The organism is Streptomyces sp. H39-C1 (genome assembly GCF_027158125.1).
Classification (GTDB): Bacteria; Actinomycetota; Actinomycetes; order Streptomycetales; family Streptomycetaceae; genus Actinacidiphila; species Actinacidiphila fildesensis.
Map to the genome: position 1 here is coordinate 1 of NZ_JAPVLS010000061.1, position 20,441 is coordinate 20,441.

Sequence of the window (20,441 nt, forward strand, 5' to 3'; positions counted from 1 at the left end):
CCACAGGTCTCCTTGCAGCACCGCACCACCAACCCTCAGCCGCCGCACGGCGCGGCGCCCGCACCACGGGCGCCGTGCCGCGGTCCTCCCTGCCCTCCCCCGAATACGGAGTCCCCACGTGTTCTCATCGCTCGCCACCCTCGCGGCAGACCCACCCCCACCGACGCCGCACACCGGCGGCCTCCTCCTGCTGATCCACGGCACGGCCGGACTGCTGACCGTCGCCGCCCTCGGCATCGGCCTGCTGCTCGTCCTCATCATCAAGGCGCGCGTCCAGCCGTTCGTCGCACTGCTCGGCGTCTCCATAGCCGTCGGCCTCGCCGCGGGTCTGTCCGTCACCGAACTCTTCGGCACGGTCCAGAAGTCCAGCGCCACCTCGCTCATCGAGACCGGCATGGGCGGCACCCTCGGCCACATCGCGATCATCATCGCGCTCGGCACGATGCTCGGCGCGATCCTGGAGATATCCGGCGGCGCCGAAGCCCTCTCCGCCCGCCTGCTCAACGCCTTCGGCGAGAAGCGCGCCCCGCTCGCGATGGGTCTGACAGGCCTCATCTTCGGTATCCCGGTCTTCTTCGACGTCGGCATCTTCGTCCTCGCGCCGATCGTCTACGCCGCCGCCAAGCGCGGCGGCAAGTCGATGGTCCTCTACGCGATGCCGCTCCTCGCGGGCCTCTCCATGACCCACGCCTTCCTGCCCCCGCACCCGGGCCCGGTCGCCGCGGCCGGCCTGCTGCACGTCCAGCTCGGCTGGGTCATCCTGATGGGCGCCGCCGTCGGCATCCCGTCCGTCATCGCCGCCTGGGTCTACGCCGCCTGGATCGGCAACCGCATCTTCGTCCCCGTCCCGCAGGACATGGTCGACGCCGCCGACGAGGCCAAGGCCGCCGTCGCCGCCGAACAGCAGGCCGCGGGCGTCACCCCCGTCGAGACCCCCGTCTCGCTCGGCACCGTCCTCGCCATCATCGGCACCCCGCTGCTGCTCATCCTGTGCGCGACGTTCTCCTCCATCGCCCTGGACCCGAGCACCGGCCGCTCGGTCATCGAGTTCTTCGGCCACCCCTTCGTGGCCCTGATGATCGCGCTCTTCCTCGCCTACTACCTGCTCGGCATCCGCCGCGGCTGGTCCCGCAAGTCCCTCGAAACCGTCTCGACGGCCTCGCTCAAGCCGGTTGGCAACATCCTGCTGGTCGTCGGCGCGGGCGGCGTCTTCGGCGCCGTCCTCAAGGGCAGCGGGGTCGCTCAGGCGCTCGCCGACGCCTTCGACAGCGCCGGCCTGCCGGTCATCGTCCTCGCCTGGCTGATCTCGGTGGTCCTCCGCGTCGCCCAGGGCTCCGCGACCGTCGCGATCGTCACCACCGCCGGAATCGTCGCCCCCATGCTCTCCGCCGGCGACTTCTCCCAGGCCCACCTGGCCCTGGTCATCATGGCGATCTCCGCCGGCTCCATCTTCGCCTCGCACGTCAACGACGGCGGCTTCTGGATGGTCTCCAAGTACTTCGGCATCTCCGAACGCGACACCCTCAAGTCCTGGACGGTCCTCGAATCCGTCCTCTCGGTGGCGGGCTTCGCGGTGGCCGCGTCGCTCAGCCTTGTTATCTAGGCGCGCGGTTTGGTGGATGGGGGTGGCCGGCCCGGCGGGGCCGGCCACCCCCATCAGTCGTCGGCGCCGGCGTCGGCGGGAATGTCGTCGGAAACCCCCGCCCACCACCCGTCCTCGTCGTCCGCCCGCACCTTGATCCCGTGCACGAGCGCATCGATGTCGGGCATCACCTGTCCGAGCCGCACGAGATCCCCGGTCGACGCGAACACGACGACGTCCACGGCGTGGTGCTCGTCGCGGAAGGCGTACCAGAGGTTGGCGACGATCTCGTTGCCGTCGAGCTCGACGTGCCCCAGGGCTTTTAGGCCCTCGCCGAGGTGGCCGGCGTGGAAGGTGTCCACTTGGGGTGGATGGAGGAGCTCGGGGTCCTCGGCGCGGACCAGGCGCTGGAGCGCGCCGCGCTTATCGCCTTCGGCGGGGCCGTAGGCGACGCTGACGTGAAGAGCTTGCTGTTTCAGGTCCCCAAGGAAGAGGTAGCTGCGCTCACCCATCGGGCGCTTGGCGTACACGTCGTAGGCGTGACTGAGGTACTTCGCCAGGCGGCGATTTGCTAGCCAGCGGTGGGGTTGCCCGCGCAGCGCGAGCACGGTCTCGGCTGACGACCGGGACCAATTGGTCTGGCTGCCCCACTCCGTGTCTACCCACGAGTTCCTTGGGGTGATCTCGACCCAGCTATCCAAGGGGTAGTAGATGTCTACCCAGCTCAATTGCGTGCTCCTGCCATGGCTGTTGGCGCCGAGTCCGGATCGACCCAGCTGGTATGGAACTTGAAGAACTGTTTCCCGTCGTCGTATTGGGCCAAGTTGGGCTTTCCGTCGAAGAGGTCGCTGCTGCCAGCGCCTTTATCCGCCAGATCGGCGCCAGTGCCTACAGCGAAGGCCGCGGAATTCTTCACAGCACTTCGGTTGAGTCGTTGCGCCGCCGCTTGCACTGCTGGATTCGCCGAGTGCTTGGCAAGCTCGTGCGCGCCTACCTTCTCGGCAACAGCTGTGCTGCGGGAGCCACCTGCGCGCCAGATTTCTGCCTTCGAAACTTCCGGCACGTGTTGGGTGGGATAGCGGGCTGCAGCCCGTGCTTCCCGATTCATCTGCTTAAGTCTCCCTTCCAGGAACTGCCGTCGCGGCTTCGAAATGCTCCGGTTTCGCAGCTCGCGCGCGATCTCCTGCCGGGCTCCGCTCTGTTCGGCCCGGGCCGCCGATACGGCGTCCTTCGCCGCCTGCCGCGAGGCAACCCGCGTGGCGTCCACTCCCGCCGTTACCCCCTGTTCCGCCGCCTTGCCCATGCGCAGCGTGAGGATCGCGACGACATCGAGGCCGACGTCGGCCCACGTGCCGTTGCCGGTGGCGGCGAGGGCTGTGTGGACGAGGGCGGTGCCGTAGGTGGCGGCTTCGGCTCCGGCGATGGCCCAGGACGCGGCGAGGGCGAGCCAGGCGGGGGCGGTGGGGGCGCAGGCGATGAGGACGGCGGCGATGGCTACGACGGTGGCGATCCAGCCGATGATTTCGAGTGCTTCGTTGATCCAGGCGGCGTTGCGTTCGAGGAGGTTGGAGGTCCAGCTCCAGCACGAGTCCTCCAGCGAGTCGTCGAGGAGGTCCTCGATGGCGCCGGAGAGGCGGCGGGCGTCGGATTCGTAGTCGCCGACGGCGCCGTCGAAGGCGGCCTGTGCACGGATGAGTGAGGCGCGGGCGTGGTCGAGGTCGCTCTTTTGGGTGGGGGTGAGATCGGCTTCGGGGAGGGCGTCGAGCGGGGTGATGATGTCGTGCGCCGCGGTGGCGGCGCGGTGGGCGGCGGCGGTCTGGTGCTGGGCGTCCTCGACGGCTTCGGCCCAGGCGGAGACCTTGACGGCGACCGCCTCGTAGCGGTCGGCGACCTTGCCGAGCTTGTCGCGCAGGCGGTCCGCGCCGTCCTGGAGGGCGTCGGCGTAGTCGCCCTTCAGCCCCGTGCCGTCGGAGAGGGCGCGGAGCCGGGTGATCTGGGTGCGGATCTCGATGGCGGTGTCGGTCATGGTCCGGCGGCCGGTGCGGATGTCGGCGGGGGAGCCGGGGGTGGGGTCGGCGTAGGGGTCCTCGGTGCGCAGGGGGTGCCAGTCGCGGGGGCGGTGGGGCATCGGGAGGGCTCAGCCCTTCGCTCGGGCGGCGAGGTCGCGGTCGACGGCGGCGAAGGCCGCCTTCGTCCCGCGGACGAGGTTGAGGACTTGGCCGAGGTTCCAGAGGGTCTCTTTCCTGTTGTCCTTCCAGTTGTCGGCGAAGGTGTGCATGACCTCGGCCATGCGCGGGGCGCCGACGGCGTGGGCGAGGGCGTCCTGGGTGGCGGGGCAGCGCTCGAGGGCGGTGCGGATGGAGCTGAGGGAGTGCTCCGACGCGTCGAGGAGGCGGCCGTCGACCTTCAAGTCGGCAGCGCTGGTGCATGTGTTGGACATATGTCCGGACTCCTGTGGGGTTGTGTTCCTGTGGAACGATCTGGCCGGGCATAGGTCACAGGCATGAACCGGCGACGGAAAAGGGTGAGTTGTGATGGTTGGCGGATACCGGCTGGTGCTGCCGCCCGGCTGGGGGCGGATTCCGTTACGGGAGGGGACCGAGGACGCGATCCGGGGGATCGTGACGTCGGCCTTCGATGGTTCGCGCGGGGACGCGGTGGCTCAGGTGCGGGTCCGGCTGGAGGGCCGGCTGCGGGAGCTGGCGGTCAGGGCGCGCCGGGACGGCGCCGGGCTCGACCTCTACCTCCCCGTACGGCCGCGCGGCGGAGCCGCACCGGTGCCGGCGTCGTTCGTGGTGTCGGAGCTGGCGGTGGGCGGCAGGAAGGAGCGGCGGGAGTACGTCGTGGGCGAGGCGCGTCGGGTGGACTACGTGCTGCCCGTCCCGGACGTCCCCGGGCGCTGTCTGGCCGCCGCGTTCTCGACGCCGACGGCCGTGGCCGAGCCCCGGCTGGCCGATCTGATGGTGGAGCTGTTCGACGCCGTGATGGGGACTTTTCGCTGGTCGGAAGCGTCGGATGCGCCGCGGACCGGCTGACGGGAGACATCCGGAAGTTCTTCGGTTCCCCGCGCCGACGGAACGCGCGATGAACACCCACTGAAGCGGAGGCGTCGGGTGAACGGGCACTTCGGGTCAAGGGGCGCATCCGGTCTTCCGGCGGGTTAGCGTCCCCTTCGGAGGAAGCCATGCCGACGAAGGAAGCCGCCCTGAAAGGGGCCGGTGACAGCGCCACCAGTGATGCCGACGACACCAGCGACACCAGCACCGCCACCGGGACCGGGGACCGGGGGTCCGCCCCCGCACCGCACATCCGCCGCCGCGCCACCGCCCTGGCCGCGTTGATCACGGCTCTGGCGTTCTGCGTCGGCGACGCCGTCGCGACGACCTTTCCGTTCGGACGCCACAGCCGGAGCGTCAGCGACCTGGGCAACCAGTTCGTGCCGTTCCACGCGCACCTGTGGGACCTGCTGCACGGCAGGGCCGACGGTGGGCTGCTCGTCAACTGGCAGTCCGGGTACGGCTCCAGCTTCCTCCCCGACCTCGGCACGTATGTGAGCAGCCCCTTCGCGCTGCTGGTCGGGCTCTTCCCGCGGGACGAGATCGACCTCGCGGTGTACGTGATCACCGTGCTGAAGATGGCGTCGGCGGGCGCCGCGATGGCGTTCCTGCTGCTGACGCTCCGCAAGGGCCGCTGGTGGACGGCCGGGACGCTCGGCGCCTCGTACGCGCTGTGCGGCTGGTCGATGGCCGAGGCGTCGTACAACCTCATGTGGCTGGACGGGCTCATCGCGTTCCCGCTGCTGTGCCTGGTCGGCGAGTGGGCGCTGACGAACCGGCGCCCGGTGCTCGGCCCGCTGGTCGTCGCCCTGGCCTGGACGGCCAACTTCTACACGGCGTACATGGCGACGATCGGTGCCGCGCTCGTCCTGCTGCTGCGGCTGCTGCTCGGCCGGGAGGACGTGCGGCGCAAGCTCGCCGTGCTGGGGCGGGCCGTGCTGGCGACGCTGCTCGGCATCGGGCTGGCGGCGCCGCTGATCCTCGTCGTGTTCAAGGCGACGAAGCTCGCGCACCCCGGCCGCGTCAACGAGTTCGCGCCGTCCGCCATGCCCGACGTGCTGGCGCGGCTGCTGCCCGGCACGTACACCTTCGGGACCCCGGCCGTCTGGGTCGGCACGGCCGCGCTGCTGCTCGCGCTGACCCTGCCGTTCAACACGGCGGTCGCCCGGCGCGAGCGGGCCGGCTGGAGTGCGCTCGTTCTCATCGTCCTGCTGTCCATGCAGTGGAAGCCCACGCACCTGGCCTGGCACGCGTTCGCCACGCCCAACGGCAGTTCCTACCGGCAGACGTTCGTGCTCTGCGGGGTGCTGGTCATCGCCGGCTGGCTGTCCCTCGCGCAGGGTGTGCCGCGGCTCAAGCCGCTGCTGGGCGGCGTCGGGCTGCTCGTGCTGGTGACCGCGATCGGAAGCACCAGCGTCGTCACGGAGTCCTGGACGGTGCCGCTGCTGGCGTTCTCCCTGACGGCCGTCCTCGGCAGCCTCGTGCTGCTGCGGTCGGTGGAGGCCCGGCGGCGTACCGCCCGCTGGGCGCCGGTGCTGGCCGCCGCGCTGCTGGTGGGCGCGCAGGTGGGGGAGTCGGCGGTCTCGGAGGCGTCGTACGACAAGGCGCGGCTCGGGCGGCTCGACGACTACGGGCCGTGGAGCCAGCGCCAGGACGTGCAGAGCGCCGCGGTCTCCCGGTCCGACGGCTGGCCCGCGTACCGGACGGATCCCGGCATCTGGCAGACGGTCGGCAACGATCCGCTGGTCGTCGGCGGGCAGGGCGCCCAGTACTACAGCAGCCTCACCTCGGAGGTCTGGGCGAGCACGCTGACCGCGCTCGGCGGCGGCTACTCCTCGCGCGGCCGGTCGCCGCGCAGCATCGACGGGCCGGTCACCGACGCGATCTTCTCGATCGGCGCCCGGCTGCACTCCAACCAGGACCCGTTCCGGCACCCGCTGCGCGGCCCGTACACGACGACGGTGTCGGTCTCGCGGATGGACGTTCCCCCGCTGGTGACCGTCCGCCCGGCCGGCGGACCGCGGTCCTACGGCGACAACACGTTCCGCAACCAGGAGGCGCTGCTCGGCGTCACTGTGTACACCGTTCCGCGGGTCGAGATACGCGACGCCGACGGCAGCGTGCCGAAGCTGACGCTGGGCGGCCAGTACGGGGTCAGGGCGCGCGAGGCGGGGAAGAGCGGGCCCACGCAGCTGCTGCGGGCGCACTGCCCGGCGGGCAGCGAGGTGTTCCTCTCGGTGCCGGACTTCGCCGGCCAGGGCGGGCTGCGCGGGGTGTCGGACGGGGTGCGCTTCGACGCCCGCCCGCCGCAGAACCGCGCGACCGTCCAGCCCCTGGGAACGGTGCCGGCCTCGGGCGATGTGCGGGTGGACCTGATAGCGCTGGGCGCCGGAGCGCTCCCCAAGGAGCCGATCGGCTGCCTCGACCCGGCGAAGCTCGCCGCCCGGGTGGCCGCGTTGAAGGCCACCGGTGCGACGCGGGTGTCGGTGTCCGGCAGCCGTCTGACCGCCGAACTGCCGCCCGGCAGCACGGGTGTCGCCGTGATCGCCGCCCCGGCGATCGAGGGGTGGAGCTGCTCGACGGGCGGCGCCGCCGCCCGGCCGGCCGGTAACCACCTGGGCCTGCTGTCGGTCCCGCTGGACGGCACGTCGCGCACCATCAGCTGCGACTTCACCCCGCCGGGGCTGAAGGCGGGGTCCGCGGTGGGCGGCGCCGCGGCGCTGGGGCTCCTCGCGCTGGCCGGGTACCGGTGGTGGTCGCGCAGACGCCGTCCCACCGAAGCGGCCGCAGCATGACACCGCGCCCGCCGGGAGGCTGTGAGCCGTCCCGGGGGGCGCGGTGAGTCATGCGGTGGGTGATTCAGTCGTTACGGCAGGGCGTGGACGTGGGCGCCGACCGAGTTGGACCACTGGTTGCCGTTCTTGGCGTCCCAGTTGGTGGACCAGGTCATCGCACCACGCAGCGTCGGCCACTTGGTGGCCGGCTTGAAGGTGCCGCAGCCGGTGCCCTTGGTCAGGCAGTCGATCGCGTTGTTGACCACCGACGGGTCGACGTAGCCGGAGCCCGCGCCGCTCGTCGAGGCCGGGAGCCCGAGGCCGACCTGGGACGGGTCGAGCCCGCCCTGGATGACCGTGCAGGCCTGCGTGGTGATGAAGTCCACGGAGCCCTGCGAGTAGACGCCGCCGTCACAGCCGTTCATCGAACCGCTGTTGTAGTACTGGGTGTTGACGACGGTCAGGATGTCCTTGATCTTCAGCGCGGTGGCGAAGTAGCCGCTCGACGGGGAGAGCATGTCGATCGTCTGCGGCGCCATCGTGATGATGAGGCCGGACCCCGCCTTGCTGCTCAGGCTGCGCAGCGCCTGCGACATGTACGTGGAGTTGAGCCCGTTCTCCAGGTCGATGTCGACGCCGCTGAACCCGTACGTCTGCATCAGCGAGTAGACGCTGTTGGCGAAGTTGGTGGCGGAGGCCGAGTCGTTGATCGACACGGTGCCGTTCTGGCCGCCGATGGAGATGATGACCCGCTTGCCGGCCGCCTGCTTCGCCGCGATGTCCGCCTTGAACTGGGCGACGGAGTAGTTCAGCGCCGGGTCCAGGTTGAAGGTGACCCCGCCGGGCGTGCCGGAGGCGTCGGCGAACGAGACGGCGATGATGTCGTACTGGTTCTGCACCTGGGCGATGGTCTGGACGGTCGCGCCGTTGTTGAAGTTCTGCCAGTACCCGGTGAGGACGTGCTTGGGCAGGCTGCCGGCCGGGGGAGTGGTCGGCGGGGTGGTGGGAGGCGTGGTCGGCGGTGTCGTGGGGGGAGTCGTCGGCGGGGTGGTCGGCGGCGTCGTGGGCGGTGTCGTCGGGGGCGTGGTGGGAGTGCCGCCGGGACCGGTCAGGACGACGTCGTCCGCGAAGTACGCGGGCTGTGCGTACCAGCCGTTGAGGTAGACGGTGACCGAGGTGGTGCTCGCGCCCGTCGTGAAGTTGGTGCTCAGCTGCTGGTACGAGCCGGCGGACGGGGTCCAGGTCGACACGTCCGAGGTGCCGGTGCCGCTCGCGCCGAGGTAGACGTACGAGCCCTGCACCCAGGCGCTCAACGAGTACGCGGAGTTGGGCTTGACGCTCACGGTCTGCGAACACTTGGCGTTGTCGGAGCTGCTCGGACTGCCCTTGAGGGCCGAGGACCCACCGTGCACCGGGCTGGAGACGGCCGCACCGCTGCCCGCCGTGCACGTCCAGCCGGACAGTCCGCTCTCGAAGCCGGCGTTGCTGACGAGATTGGTGTCGGCGGCCTGCGCGGTCCCGACGTTGGCTATCGCGAAGCCTGCGGCCACGAGCGAGGCGGCTCCCACGGTGGCGAGGGCCGTACGCGCGACCTTCGGTCTCCGATAAGCATGCGATGCACGTTCCACGACTGCCTCCTGGGGGCAAGGAGTTGGGGGGTGGTGGGGAATGCGCATGAGGGTTGGGCGGCGTGCCCTGCGTGCGACCAAACTGGTCCAGACCAATGGGGTTGTCAAGACCTCTGGCCTTCACCAGTCGTTCATGGGGCGCATCCAGGCGTTTACCGATCCTGATCCGCGACTTTCCGCACTCATTCCGCTACACATCGATAGGCTGGCGCACGCGATCCGGCGGGTGAACGGTCCTTGCGCGGGACAGGAGGGCTGCGGATGTCGAGCGTCATAACGGTCACAGCGGACGATCTCGCGCTTCCGCTCGAGCAGCATGTCGCGCGCACCTCCGCGGCGCTCGACGCCTACGGGCACCTCATCGCCCTCGCCTCGCCCGATCCCGCCGACCCCGGCCGGCGCCGGCTGCACACCGTGCGTGCCGCGCTGGAAGCGGACCGGATGGCGATCGTCCCCGTCGATCTGCCGCCGCTCGCCGCCGCGCTGCTCGGGGAGCAGCTGCGCCAGCTGGCCGGCACCGACCTGGGGCCAGGCGTGCTCGCGGGCGCCGCCCGGCTGCTCTCGTACTACCTGTACTCCGGCGCCCTGCTCGGCTCGGTCAGCAAGCTCGACCGGGTGCCGGTCACCGTCGGCAAGCACTTCAAGTCCCTGGTCCCCGGGCGGCATTTCGCCGTCATGGCCCACCCGGAGCCGGGGCTGACCGAGGCCGGTCCCGACGCCGTCCCGCCGGGTCCCGGCTTCCTCACCCAGCTCGCGGTCGCCGGGCACGGCCTCGACGCCGGCTGGGTCACCGGCCCGCTCGCCGCCGCCTGGCGCACCCAGCACATCCGCGAGGTGCCGCTGCCGGAAGGGTCGGCGCGGTGGTGGGGCACCGGCCGGCTCGTCGAGTTCACCGCGTACATCGCGGACATCGGCATTCTGTACCAACTGGTCACGTCGGTCCGCCGGGACACCTGCCCGTGGTGCGGCCTCGAGGTGATCGGCGACCAGTGCCTCTTCTGCTCGACGCGGCTCGGCGACCGTGCCGACCGCGCCGCCGACCGCTCCGACCGTACGCAGCAGGTCGCGGCCCAGGAGCAGCCGTTACGCCGGCCGCAGCAGCAGCGCCCGCCGCAGTACCAGCCGCAGCACCAGCGGCAGGAACCGCCGTCGCGGGTGCTGCCCACCCCCAACCGCCCCCAGCTCGAACCCCATAAGCGATAGGTCTGCCTGCCGATGAATTCACGTCAGCGACGCGGTGTCGTCCTCCTGGTGGTCTCCGTGCTGTGCGCGGTGGCGGCCTTCGCGGGAGTCGTCACGGTCATCGGCAACGCACGGTCGGAGGTCGGCCCGAAGGTCACCGCCTACCAGCTGACCAAGGACGTGCCGGCCTACACGGCGGTGACGTCCGGGCAGTTGGAGAAGGTCCGGATACCGGAGAAGTGGCTTCCCGACACCGCCGTGCGCGACCTCGCCTCCGTCCAGGGGATGGTCGCGGCGATCCCGCTGAAACGCGGCTCGCTGCTGGAGTCCGGCATGGTCGCGGCCAGGCCGGTGCTCCAGTCCGGCCAGATGGAGATCGCCATCATGATCGACGCGGAGACCGGCGTCGCCGGGAAGATCACCCCGGGGTCGAAGGTCAACATCTTCGCCACCTTCGCGGGCAAGAAGGACACCGACCCCGATGTCTCGAAGATCATCGTCACCGGGGCGCGGGTCATCGACGTCGGCGAGATCAAGGCGTTCGACAAGAGCCAGGACTCCCAGCGGCAGGCCGCCCAGGGCGTGCCGATCACGTTCGCGCTCGACGCGGCCGACGCCCAGCGCGTCGCGTTCTCCGAGTCCTTCGCGCGTCACGTCCGGCTGGCGCTGATCGCCCCGGGCGACGACAGCGCCCCGGCCGCTGTCGACCGCACGTACACCCTGGCGGGGGACACGGGAGGCAAGAGGTGATCGTGAGGATCCTGTCCGGCACCAGTGACCCGGATGCCGCCCGCGCACTGGCCGGTCTGCTGCACCAGCTGCCCGGCGCGGAACCGGGCCCCGCACTGCCCGACTCCACGCTGCTGCTCGACACCCTCGCCCGGGCCGCCGAGGCGGGGATGGACGAGCTGCCCGAGGTCGTCATCGTGCACGACGGCATCACCCCGATGCCCGCGCTGGAACTGATACGGGAGGTCGCGCTCCGCTTCCCGGCCGTCGGCGTCGTCCTGCTCACCGCCGACCCGAGCCCGGCCGTGCTCTCCGCCGCGATGGACTCCGGAGCGCGCGGCGTCATCGGGCTGCCGCTGTCGTACGACGAGTTGGGCGCCCGCGTCGAGGCGGCCGCCGCCTGGGCCGGCGGGGTCCGCCGCCACCTCAGCCCGCAGCGCGCGCTGCCCGCCGTGGCCGGCGGCACCCTCGTCGCCGTCGCCGGTGCGAAGGGCGGCGTCGGCACCACCGTCACCGCCATCCAGCTCGCACTGGCCGCGCACGCCGCCGGCCGGTCCACCGCCCTCGTCGACCTGGACCTGCAGGGCGGCGACATCGCCTCGTACCTGGACGTCCAGTTCCGCCGCTCGATGGCCGACCTGGCCGACATCGCCGACATCTCGTCGCGCGTCCTGCACGACGCGATGTACGTCCACGAGTCCGGGCCCGCCCTGCTGCTCGCCCCGGGCGAGGGCGAACGCGGCGAGGACGTCACGGACCGGTCGGTGCGGCTGGTCCTGCACGCACTCCGGCAGCGGTACGAAGTGGTCGTCGTCGACTGCGGCACCCAGCTGACCACGGCCAACGCCGTGGCCGTCGAGACCGCCGACACGGCGCTGCTGGTCACCACCCCGGACGTCGTCGCGGTCCGCGCGGCCAAGCGCATGGTCCGGATGTGGGACCGGCTGCAGATCCGCAAACCGCAGGACACCACGACCGTCGTCAACCGCTACACGCGCGGCACCGAGATCCAGCCGTCCCTCGTCGCCCGCATCACCGGCACCAAGGTCGCGGCCTCCGTCGTGCCCGCCGCGTTCAAGGAACTCCAGTCCGTCATCGACGCGGGACGCCTCCACGACCTCGACAACCGCTCCACCGTGAAGCAGGGCCTGTGGGCGCTGGCGGCCGAACTCGGCCTCGCCGTCGGCGGCCACGCGCTGCCCAAGGCGGCCCGGCGCGGCAGGCGCAGCCTGCGCGACGACCGGGGCCAGGTGATCCTGGAGACCCTCGGCATGACGCCGATCATCCTCATCACCCTGATCCTGGTCTGGCAGGCGGTGCTCGCGGGCTACACGTTCACGCTCGCCGGCCACGCGGCGGACGAGGCGGCGCGGGCGGCGGCGGTGGGCACGGACGCGGACGCGGTGACGGCGGCACAGCGGGACCTGCCGGGCGCGTGGAACGGCACCACGACCGTCGACCGGAGCGACGGCAAGGTCACCGTCACCGTCAACCTCCAGGTCCCCGTCCTGTTCCCGGGCGCGATCGACTTCCCGCTGACGGTGCACGGCCACGCGTCCACGGTGGACGAGGAGACGAAGCGATGACCGGGCGCAGAGCGCGTACGTGGCGTGAACGCGGTTCGGCGTCCCTGGAGTTCCTCGGCGTCCTGCCGATCCTGCTGCTCATCGCCCTCGCCGGGATCCAGCTCGGCTTCGTCGCGTACGCCGCCAACCAGGCCGGCACGGCCGCCCGTACCGCCGCCCGCACCGCTGCGCTGCGCGCCCCGCACCCGGACGCGGGGGAAGCGGGCCGCAACGCGGTGAGCGACTGGCTGCGGGACGGCACCGTCATCTCGCCCGCCTCCGACGACGGCGACTCCGTCACCATGACCGCCACCATCAACATCCCGTCCGTCATCCCCGGCGTGAGCATCTTCGGTCCGGTGCGGCGCAGCGCGACCATGCCGAAAGAAGACACCACGCCATGAGCCTGCGCGCCCGCCTCGCCGTCACGGAAGAGGCCACCCCCCAGACCCAAGAGGGCCACATGGTGGCCGTCTACCGCACCAAGCTGCTCCAGGAGATCGACCTCGCCGAGATGTCGGCGCTCGCCACCGCCGAGCGGCGGGCCCGGCTGGAACGGGTACTCGGGCACATCATCAGCCGCGAGGGCCCGGTGCTGTCGACGAAGGAGCGCGCGGGCATCATCCGCCGCGTCGTGGACGAGGCGCTCGGCCTCGGCGTCCTCGAACCGCTCCTCGAAGACCCGACCATCACCGAGATCATGGTCAACGGACCGGACAAGATCTACGTCGAGCGGGGCGGCCGGGTCGAGCAGGTGGCCGTCCGCTTCTCGTCCGCCGAGCAGCTGCTGCAGACCATCGAACGCATCGTCTCGACCGTCAACCGCCGGGTCGACGAGTCCAATCCGATGGTCGACGCGCGCCTGCCGAGCGGTGAGCGCGTCAACGTCATCATCCCGCCGCTGTCGCTGAGCGGCCCGACGCTCACCATCCGCCGCTTCCCGCGCGCCTACACCCTGCAGGAACTGATAGCCCTCGGCACCCTCGACGAGCACATGCTGATGCTGCTCTCCTCGCTGGTCCGCGCGAAGTGCAACATCATCGTCAGCGGGGGCACCGGCTCCGGCAAGACGACGCTGCTCAACGCGCTGTCCGGGCTGATCCCGGAGGGCGAGCGCATCATCACCGTCGAGGATGCCGCCGAACTGCAGCTGCAGCAGGACCACGTCATCCGGCTGGAGACCCGGCCGCCGAACGTCGAGGGCGAGGGCCGCATCACCATCCGCGACCTCGTACGCAACTCCCTGCGCATGCGGCCCGACCGCATCATCGTCGGTGAGGTCCGCGGCGGCGAGACCCTCGACATGCTCCAGGCGATGTCCACCGGCCACGACGGCTCGCTCGCCACCGTCCACGCCAACTCGGCCGAGGACGCGGTGCTGCGCCTGCAGACGCTGGCCTCGATGAGCGAGGTCAAGATCCCCTTCGAGGCGCTGCGCGACCAGATCAACAGCGCGGTGGACGTGCTCGTGCAGCTCACCCGGCATGTCGACGGCACCCGCCGCATCGTCGAGATCGCCATGCTCTCCTCCCGCGGCCGTGACGTCTTCCGGCTCACCAGCGCCACCCGCTTCCGCGCCGAGCCGCTCGGTGCGGACCGCATCGTGCGCGGCTGGTACGAGCACCACCCGCTGCCCCGCGAGCTGGCGGAGCGCCTGTACCTGGCTGGTGAACACGTCCCGGCCGCCTTCGGCGTCGGCTCCAGCGAACTGGAACTCGACATCCGGGAGGCCAAGTGAGCGACCAGCTCCCGCTGATCGTCATCGGAGCCACCCTGCTCGCCCTGACGCTGGGTGTCTGGGGCCTGCACGCCTGGTCCGGCGGCCGCGCCGAACGCGCCGCCCTCGTCGAACGCCTCGCGGGCGAGCTGGGGTCGGGCGCCGGGCGGCATGTCCCCTTCGCCGCCCTGGACCGCCGGGTGCGCGCCACCGGCTGGGGCCGCCGGCTCGCCGGCCGCCTCGCGGCCACCGGCACCGACCTCACCCCCGGCCAGTTCACCGCGGCGGCCGTCGGCCTGGTCGGCGGCGCCTGGCTCGTCGCCGACGTCGTCCTCGCCCCGTTCTTCGGGCCGATCGCCGGGATCCTCGCGTTCTGGTCCGCGTACTCCTTCCTGGAGTGGCGCCGCCGCGTCCGCACCGAACGCTTCATCGCCCAACTGCCCGAACTGGCCCGCGTCCTGGCCAACGCCACCCAGGCCGGCCTCGCGCTGCGCACCGCGGTCGGCATGGCGGCGGACGAGCTGGAGGCGCCGGCGGGCGAGGAGCTCAAGAAGGTCGCCGACGCGATGGCGATGGGCCACTCCGTCGAGGACGCGCTGGCCGAACTCCAGGAACGCCTGCCCAGCCGCGAGCTCATCGTCCTGGTCTCCACCCTTGTCCTGTCGAGCCGCGCGGGCGGTTCCGTCGTCGAGTCGCTCCGCAACCTGACGGTCACGCTGGAGGAGCGCAAGGAGACCCGGCGGGAGATCCGCACCCAGATGTCGCAGGTCACGGTCACCGCGTACGCCGTCCCCGTCATCGGCATCGGCTCGCTGTTCCTGCTGAACCAGATCATGCCGGGCTCGCTGAGCGCGATGACCGGCTCCAACCTCGGGCGCATCTGCGTGCTGATCTCGCTGGGCCTGTACGTGGTGGGCTTCTGGATGATCCGCCGGATGTCCCGGATCGACGTATGAAGGGGGCGCGCTGCTCATGGTGATGATCGGTATCGGGCTGGCCCTCGCCCTGGCACTGTGCGCGGTCGGCGTCGTCCACGCGATCGCCCTCCTGCGCTCCGACGCCAAGCTCCCCGACGACCTGATGCTCGCCCTGGAAGTAGGCCGCACCCGAACCACCCGCACCGGCAACGCCGTCGACCAACTCGGTATGCGCTGGTCCCCGATGGTGATGCGCTGGATGGGCCCCGCCCGCGTCGCCAAAATGCGCATGAAGATCGACCACGCGGGTCACCCGCACGGGTTGACGGTGGAACGGTATGCGGCGCGGCGGGCGGTGTACGGGGCGCTGGGCGGGCTGGCGGCCTTCGCTCTCCTCACGAGCGGCCACTGGTTCCTGGCGCTGATTCTGGTCGGCTACGCATGGGGCTGGGCCGACCTCGGCCTCTGGCTCGCGGTCCGCAAACGCCGCGACGACATCGAGCGCACCCTCCCCGACTTCCTGGACGTGCTGGCGGTGGTGGTGAGCGCGGGTCTCGGCTTCCGTCAGGCACTGGAGCGCGTCAACACGGTCTACAAGGGACCGTGGTCGGACGAGATCCGCATTGCGCTGCGGCAGATGGATGTCGGGGTGAGCCGTCGCGACGCTTTCGACCAGCTCCGGAAGCGCAACAGGAGCGATCAGGTGAGCCAGTTCGTGAGCACGCTGCAACAGGGCGAGGAATTGGGCGCGCCCATTGCACGGACGCTGCTGCAGATCGCCCAGGACATGCGGCGGACCGAGGCGCAGAACGCCCGGAGGCGAGCGGCGCGCACGGTGCCGAGGGCGACCGGGGTGATCACCATGCTGCTGGTGCCCGCGACGATGATCCTGCTGATCACCGGCACGATCATGGGCTCTCAGATCAACTTCGGCAATCTCCTGGGGAATGGGTGATTCCGCGCATGAGGTATGTACGGAACCGCCATATTGGATGCGCCAGTTGGCGCGTAAAGGGCTGCGGTTGCACGGGGTTCGGGTGTACCTTTGCAGACGCAACCATATTTGCACCTGCAATCAAGAACGGATCGCTACGGACCGGACCGGTGAGAGGCGGTGCGCCGTGATAGGTGACGTCGAGTTCGGCGGCCGTAGCGAGCGTGGGAACGAGAGACCGGCCGTCGCATCGGGCGTGGTTGGCGTTCATCAGGTGACAAAGGATGGGGCGATCAGACATGAGCAGGTGGGCAGTGAAGCGGCTCGTGGTCACGCAGATCTGGATGCGCGAGAAGCTGAGCAGCGACCGGGGGCAGACGTCGTTCGAGTACCTCGGGATCGCCGTCGTGATCGCAGTGATCATCGGCGTGCTGGCCGGGACGACGGACATCGGCACGAAGGTCAAGAACGGGATCACAGGAATGATCGACAAGGTCATCGCGGGCAACGGAAAGTAGCACTCGCCGGTTGCGACGACGGACAGACGCTCGGTCTGTACATCGTCGCGGTGGCGGCGCTGTTCTTCCTCGCATTCGCGTTCTTTGCTGTCGGTCAGGCCTCCGTCGTTCGAAACAGTGCACAGACCGCGGCTGATGCTTCGGCGTTGGCGGCTGCGCGCAGTGCTCGCGACGACGTCAAGGACGCCTTCAACAAGGCGCTGATCGAAGGCGATCTCTCCCAGCTAGGCGATCTCCTCGCGGGCGCCGGCATGAACGGTGCCGGTGCCTGCGAGGCCGCCGCGACCATGGCTGTCGCAAATCATGCCGACCGTCAGATCTGTGACCGGACGGATGATCCCCCCGGCTACACCGTCGGCGTTCGGACGCAGGGAACCGTCGGCAAGTCCGTAATCGACGGCACTGAGAACAAGCACGCCTTGGCGAACGCCACAGCTGTCGTCGAACCCCGTTGCACCGTGCGCCAAAAGGACGGCAAGGCGATCAAGTTCTCCTGCAACGGCGGTGAGGACGTGAGCGTCGATCCGACAGCGAACGGGTTCCGATTGGACCTTTCGCTGTTCTTCACCGTGCATCTGAGCAAGTGATGGTCGATCGAGAAATGAAGGAACGGGGAGCAATGAGCGACCAGTACAGGCCGATGGTCCGGCGGGCCTCAGCGGTGGTGGCACTCACGGCTGGCGTTGCCCTTGCCCTGGCGGGCTGTGGTGGGGGCGGTGGCGACAAACAACCGGACAGCAAGCCTTCGTCCAAGTCCGCCTCCAGCGGGGGTACTGCCAGCAAGGGCGGCTCGTCCCCGTCCGCCGATGCGACCCAGGTATTGGCCCAGGTCAAGGGCGAGAAGGGAATCGAGGTCACCATCAACTCGGTTGTCCGGGACGCGGGTGGATTTCTCACCGTGCAGGGGTCGGTTACGAACAACGGCACGGAGGTCTTCAACGCCGACATGTGGGTTGGTTCGGAGACCGCGGTCAGCAGATCCGGTGCCTCGGTCGCCGGCGCGGTCCTCGTCGACCAAGCGGGAAAGAAGCGCTATTACGTTCTCCGGGATACGGAGGGCAAGTGCCTGTGCACGATGGGTCTGCTCAGTATTCAGCCCAAGGAGACCCGTCCCATCTTCGCGCAGTTCCCCGCCCCGCCCACCGGTACCACCTCCGTGGAGTTCCAGCTCCCCACCATGCCGCCCGCCAAGATCCAGATTTCGGAGGGGTGAGCGATCATGCCCCGTACCAAGCGACGTGCCGCCGGTGCGGCCGTGCTCACGCTTTCGGTTGTCACGATCACGTTCGCCGGGCCCGTCGGGATCGCGCGGGCGGATGGGGGGCCGTCGGCTTCGCCTTCTACGGTGGCGCCTTCGGCGCCGGTGAAGGTCGATCCGACCTCGCCGCGGCTGAAGTTGCCGGAAGGGGCGACGCTGGCGCCGGCGAAGGTGCTGGACATCGTGGCGGTCACGGACCAGTCGTCGACGAGTGCGAGTCAGCCGGAGCAGCGGCATGAGGAGTCCAACTCCTCGATCACGTACGCGCTGCAGTCGGAGGTGCTGTTCGAGATCGACAGTGCGGTGCTGTCGCCGGCCGCGGCGGCGCGGATCAAGGCCATTGCGGGCGACATCAACGCAAAGAAGGTTTCGTCACCCATCCGGGTCTTCGGGTTCACCGACAACCTGGGCAGCAGCGAGCACGGGGACGTGTTGTCGAAGCAACGCGCCGACGCCGTCTACAAAATTTTGGCCCAGGCGCTCGGATCCGCCGGTGGCGCAAGCCACAGTTTCCAGGTGCGCGGCTACGGCGAGGACTATCCCATTGCTGACAATTCATCCGAAGCGGGACGCCGTCAGAACCGCCGGGTGGAGATTACGTTCACACCGTCCGCCGCGTGAGGTGCTGAGCACGCGCTCATAAGCGGTACGGTGTAACTCCCCCCCTCGGGCCGGTTCGCTCTCCCCCCCCCCCCTGCGAACCGGCCCGTTTTTTGTTGCCCTCATCCGGGCGCCCGCCGCACCCGCGCCCCCGCCGGAGCCTCAGAGCCGGCAGCCGCCCGTCGCGTCGACGATCTGGCCGGTGATCCAGCGGGCGTCGTCGGAGGCGAGGAAGGCGACGGGGGCGGCGATGTCGTCGGGGAGGCCGACGCGGCCGAGTGCGGTGTCCGCGGCGACCAGCTCCTGCGCTTCCGGGTTGCCGCGCAGCCAGAAGGCGTTGGCGTCGGTGTCGACCGTGGCGGGGGCCACCGTGTTGACGGTGATGTTGCGCGAGCCGAGGTGCTTGGCGAGGGTGTGGCCGAGGACGTCGAGCGCGCCCTTCGTCATGCCGTACGCGATCGTCTCGGGAAGCGCGATGCGGGTGACGGCGGAGCTGATGTTGATGATGCGGCCGCCGTCGCGGAGCAGCGGCAGCACGCGCTGGACAAGGAAGAACGGCGCGCGCACATTGACGGCGAAGAGCCGTTCGAAGCGCTCCGGTGACTCCGCCTCGATCGGCCCGCCGGCGGCGTTGATCGCGGCGTTGTTGACGAGGATGTCCAAGCGGGGTGCCTGGCCGGTGTGTTCGCGCAGCCCGCGTTCGAGGGCGTGCACCAACGTGTCCACGTCGCCCTCGACACCCAGCTCGGCCTGCAGGGCGAAGGCCCGGCCCCCGGCCGTCAGGATGCCGTCGACCGTCTCCTTGGCCGCGGTCTTGTTGCTGCCGTAGTGGACCGCGACGAGGGCGCCGTCCGCGGCGGGGCGCTGGGCGATCGCGCGCCCGATGCCACGCGAGGCTCCGGTCACCAGTGCCGTCTTGCCGGTCAGATCTCCCATGGCGGGCTCCTTGTCAGGGTGGGCGCTGTGCGGTGGGGCGACTTTCGCGCGGCGTGCTGACCGGCTGCGCACCGCGCGCTGACCCTAGATTGGCGCCATGCGGGACAAGGGGATTATTCGGTATGTAGCGGGCGTGGTCGGCGCGGCCGCCGTGCTGAGCGCGTGCTCCGCCGGTGAAGGAGCGCCCGAGGGGTGGAAGGTGATGCACGGCGGCTCGGTGGCCGTAGCGCATCCGAAGGCGTGGGAGGAAACGCGGCCCGCAGGGAAGAGCACCGCCGGCGCGCAGGCTTCCGCCGTGCTCCGCGGCGCGGGCGGCCGCCCGGTCGGCGAGATCACCGTGTGGCCCGGCGGCGCCACCCGGCGGGGCGTCCGCGCACACGCCATGACGATCGACGGCCGGCCCGCCCAGCAGTTGCGGTACGTGGAACGGGCGGCGGACGGCAGCAGCAACCGGGCCGTCGAGATCACCACGACCGACAGCCACGGCCGCCCGGTCCTCGTCCGTGTCACCGGACCCGACGTCGACGGCTGGCCCGATGAACTGCGGCAGATCGTCAACAGCATCGACGTCAGCTGAGGTCAGCTGAGGTCAGCGGACGTCAGCCGGCATCGATCTCCACCCGCACCCCGCGCCGCAGCCCCCAGCGCTCCATCGCGCCCGCCTCCGCCTCCAGCACATGCCGCGCGCGCAGCCGGGGCCGCCCCAGGCGGCCGGGCGGCATGGTGCGCACCGCCAGGACGCGCAGCCGGCGGTCCAGATAGGCGACGTCGATCGCGAAGCGCATCCGTACGGTGTGCACGCTCGTCGCGGGTGTGAGCAGGAGCGCCCCCGTCAGTCCGTCCCGCCCGAGCAGTCCCCGGGTCCTGGCCCGGTAGGACGCGGCGATCTCCAGCGGTACGGGCGGGAGCGGCTCCCGGCCCGTGCCGTCAGCTGATTCCCCGGCCTCTCCCGCCTCTCCCGCCGCCACCGCTTCCGGCGCGGTGAGCCGCAACGTTCCGCCGCCGTCCTGCCACCGGACCGTCCGACCCGTCAGACCCATCCGTC

At 70.5% G+C, this 20,441-nt stretch carries 20 protein-coding genes and 1 pseudogene; 15 read left to right on the forward strand and 6 right to left on the reverse strand.

All coding sequences use genetic code 11. The features are described from left to right. The first annotated feature begins 118 nt into the window (after positions 1–118). Complete coding sequence (locus O3W51_RS32030; RefSeq protein WP_138352142.1) at positions 119–1,603, forward strand: GntP family permease; 1,485 nt, start codon at positions 119–121, stop codon at positions 1,601–1,603. Between the two features lie 53 nt (positions 1,604–1,656). On the opposite strand, the gene O3W51_RS32035 is transcribed toward O3W51_RS32030, so the two are convergent. Genes O3W51_RS32035 through O3W51_RS32045 form a run of 3 tightly spaced genes read right to left on the reverse strand, consistent with a single transcriptional unit; the run spans position 1,657 to position 4,022 of the window. Further along, positions 1,657–2,310 carry a hypothetical protein gene (locus O3W51_RS32035; RefSeq protein ID WP_269287944.1) on the reverse strand — a complete coding sequence of 218 codons (654 nt, stop codon included), beginning with the start codon at positions 2,308–2,310 and terminating at the stop codon, positions 1,657–1,659. Next, the gene (locus O3W51_RS32040) at positions 2,307–3,710 is read right to left on the reverse strand and encodes a hypothetical protein (protein ID WP_269287945.1); all 1,404 of its coding nucleotides are present in this window, start codon (positions 3,708–3,710) and stop codon (positions 2,307–2,309) included. Before O3W51_RS32040 ends, O3W51_RS32035 begins: the two co-directional genes overlap by 4 nt. A 9-nt stretch (positions 3,711–3,719) precedes the next feature. After that, complete coding sequence (locus O3W51_RS32045; protein ID WP_138352139.1) at positions 3,720–4,022, reverse strand: hypothetical protein; 303 nt, start codon at positions 4,020–4,022, stop codon at positions 3,720–3,722. 94 nt (positions 4,023–4,116) lie between these two features. Here O3W51_RS32045 and O3W51_RS32050 point away from each other — a divergent pair, with 94 nt between their 5' ends. Both O3W51_RS32050 and O3W51_RS32055 read left to right on the forward strand, forming a co-directional pair. Then, positions 4,117–4,617, forward strand: a complete 501-nt coding sequence (locus tag O3W51_RS32050) for a hypothetical protein (protein WP_138352138.1) — start codon at positions 4,117–4,119, stop codon at positions 4,615–4,617. A 149-nt stretch (positions 4,618–4,766) separates the two neighbouring features. Then, positions 4,767–7,433, forward strand: a complete 2,667-nt coding sequence (locus O3W51_RS32055) for a YfhO family protein (RefSeq protein ID WP_138352137.1) — start codon at positions 4,767–4,769, stop codon at positions 7,431–7,433. 71 nt (positions 7,434–7,504) lie between these two features. Here the strand turns inward: O3W51_RS32055 and O3W51_RS32060 are convergent, their stop codons facing one another. Further along, a complete protein-coding gene (locus O3W51_RS32060; protein ID WP_138352136.1) occupies positions 7,505–9,088 on the reverse strand; it encodes a chitinase in 1,584 nt (527 codons plus the stop codon). A gap of 213 nt (positions 9,089–9,301) precedes the next feature. Here O3W51_RS32060 and O3W51_RS32065 point away from each other — a divergent pair, with 213 nt between their 5' ends. From O3W51_RS32065 to O3W51_RS32115, 11 genes and pseudogenes are all read left to right on the forward strand, one after another. Beyond that, the gene (locus O3W51_RS32065) at positions 9,302–10,243 is read left to right on the forward strand and encodes a hypothetical protein (RefSeq protein WP_232484661.1); all 942 of its coding nucleotides are present in this window, start codon (positions 9,302–9,304) and stop codon (positions 10,241–10,243) included. A gap of 12 nt (positions 10,244–10,255) precedes the next feature. After that, the gene (cpaB, locus tag O3W51_RS32070; protein WP_138352135.1) at positions 10,256–10,972 is read left to right on the forward strand and encodes a Flp pilus assembly protein CpaB; all 717 of its coding nucleotides are present in this window, start codon (positions 10,256–10,258) and stop codon (positions 10,970–10,972) included. Then, complete coding sequence (locus tag O3W51_RS32075; protein WP_198357030.1) at positions 10,969–12,537, forward strand: AAA family ATPase; 1,569 nt, start codon at positions 10,969–10,971, stop codon at positions 12,535–12,537. The genes cpaB and O3W51_RS32075 overlap by 4 nt, the downstream gene beginning before the upstream one ends. Then, positions 12,534–12,920: a TadE/TadG family type IV pilus assembly protein gene (locus tag O3W51_RS32080; protein WP_138352133.1), complete on the forward strand. Its 387-nt coding sequence runs from the start codon at positions 12,534–12,536 to the stop codon at positions 12,918–12,920. Before O3W51_RS32075 ends, O3W51_RS32080 begins: the two co-directional genes overlap by 4 nt. After that, positions 12,917–14,254, forward strand: a complete 1,338-nt coding sequence (locus O3W51_RS32085) for a CpaF family protein (RefSeq protein WP_138352132.1) — start codon at positions 12,917–12,919, stop codon at positions 14,252–14,254. Before O3W51_RS32080 ends, O3W51_RS32085 begins: the two co-directional genes overlap by 4 nt. Beyond that, on the forward strand, positions 14,251–15,189 hold the full coding sequence (locus O3W51_RS32090; RefSeq protein WP_138352131.1) for a type II secretion system F family protein: 939 nt from the start codon (positions 14,251–14,253) through the stop codon (positions 15,187–15,189). The genes O3W51_RS32085 and O3W51_RS32090 overlap by 4 nt, the downstream gene beginning before the upstream one ends. A 22-nt stretch (positions 15,190–15,211) precedes the next feature. Continuing rightward, the gene (locus O3W51_RS32095) at positions 15,212–16,105 is read left to right on the forward strand and encodes a DUF5936 domain-containing protein (RefSeq protein ID WP_269287966.1); all 894 of its coding nucleotides are present in this window, start codon (positions 15,212–15,214) and stop codon (positions 16,103–16,105) included. A 278-nt stretch (positions 16,106–16,383) separates the two neighbouring features. Continuing rightward, a complete protein-coding gene (locus O3W51_RS32100) occupies positions 16,384–16,602 on the forward strand; it encodes a hypothetical protein (RefSeq protein ID WP_203674272.1) in 219 nt (72 codons plus the stop codon). A gap of 32 nt (positions 16,603–16,634) precedes the next feature. After that, positions 16,635–17,189: pseudogene (locus tag O3W51_RS32105) on the forward strand (pilus assembly protein TadG-related protein); the annotation flags it as partial. Beyond that, positions 17,189–17,815, forward strand: a complete 627-nt coding sequence (locus O3W51_RS32110; RefSeq protein ID WP_269287946.1) for a hypothetical protein — start codon at positions 17,189–17,191, stop codon at positions 17,813–17,815. The pseudogene O3W51_RS32105 and the gene O3W51_RS32110, both read left to right, overlap by 1 nt. 6 nt (positions 17,816–17,821) lie before the next feature. After that, entirely contained in the window at positions 17,822–18,481 is a 660-nt protein-coding gene (locus tag O3W51_RS32115; RefSeq protein ID WP_138352128.1) for an OmpA family protein, read from the forward strand. Positions 18,482–18,622: 141 nt separating this feature from the next. On the opposite strand, the gene O3W51_RS32120 is transcribed toward O3W51_RS32115, so the two are convergent. Continuing rightward, positions 18,623–19,396: an SDR family oxidoreductase gene (locus O3W51_RS32120; protein ID WP_269287947.1), complete on the reverse strand. Its 774-nt coding sequence runs from the start codon at positions 19,394–19,396 to the stop codon at positions 18,623–18,625. A 97-nt stretch (positions 19,397–19,493) separates the two neighbouring features. Between O3W51_RS32120 and O3W51_RS32125 the strand changes: the two genes are divergently transcribed. Further along, positions 19,494–19,973, forward strand: a complete 480-nt coding sequence (locus O3W51_RS32125; protein WP_269287948.1) for a hypothetical protein — start codon at positions 19,494–19,496, stop codon at positions 19,971–19,973. A gap of 22 nt (positions 19,974–19,995) precedes the next feature. On the opposite strand, the gene O3W51_RS32130 is transcribed toward O3W51_RS32125, so the two are convergent. Further along, the gene (locus O3W51_RS32130) at positions 19,996–20,436 is read right to left on the reverse strand and encodes a DUF192 domain-containing protein (protein WP_138352125.1); all 441 of its coding nucleotides are present in this window, start codon (positions 20,434–20,436) and stop codon (positions 19,996–19,998) included. Between the last annotated feature and the right edge of the window lie 5 nt (positions 20,437–20,441).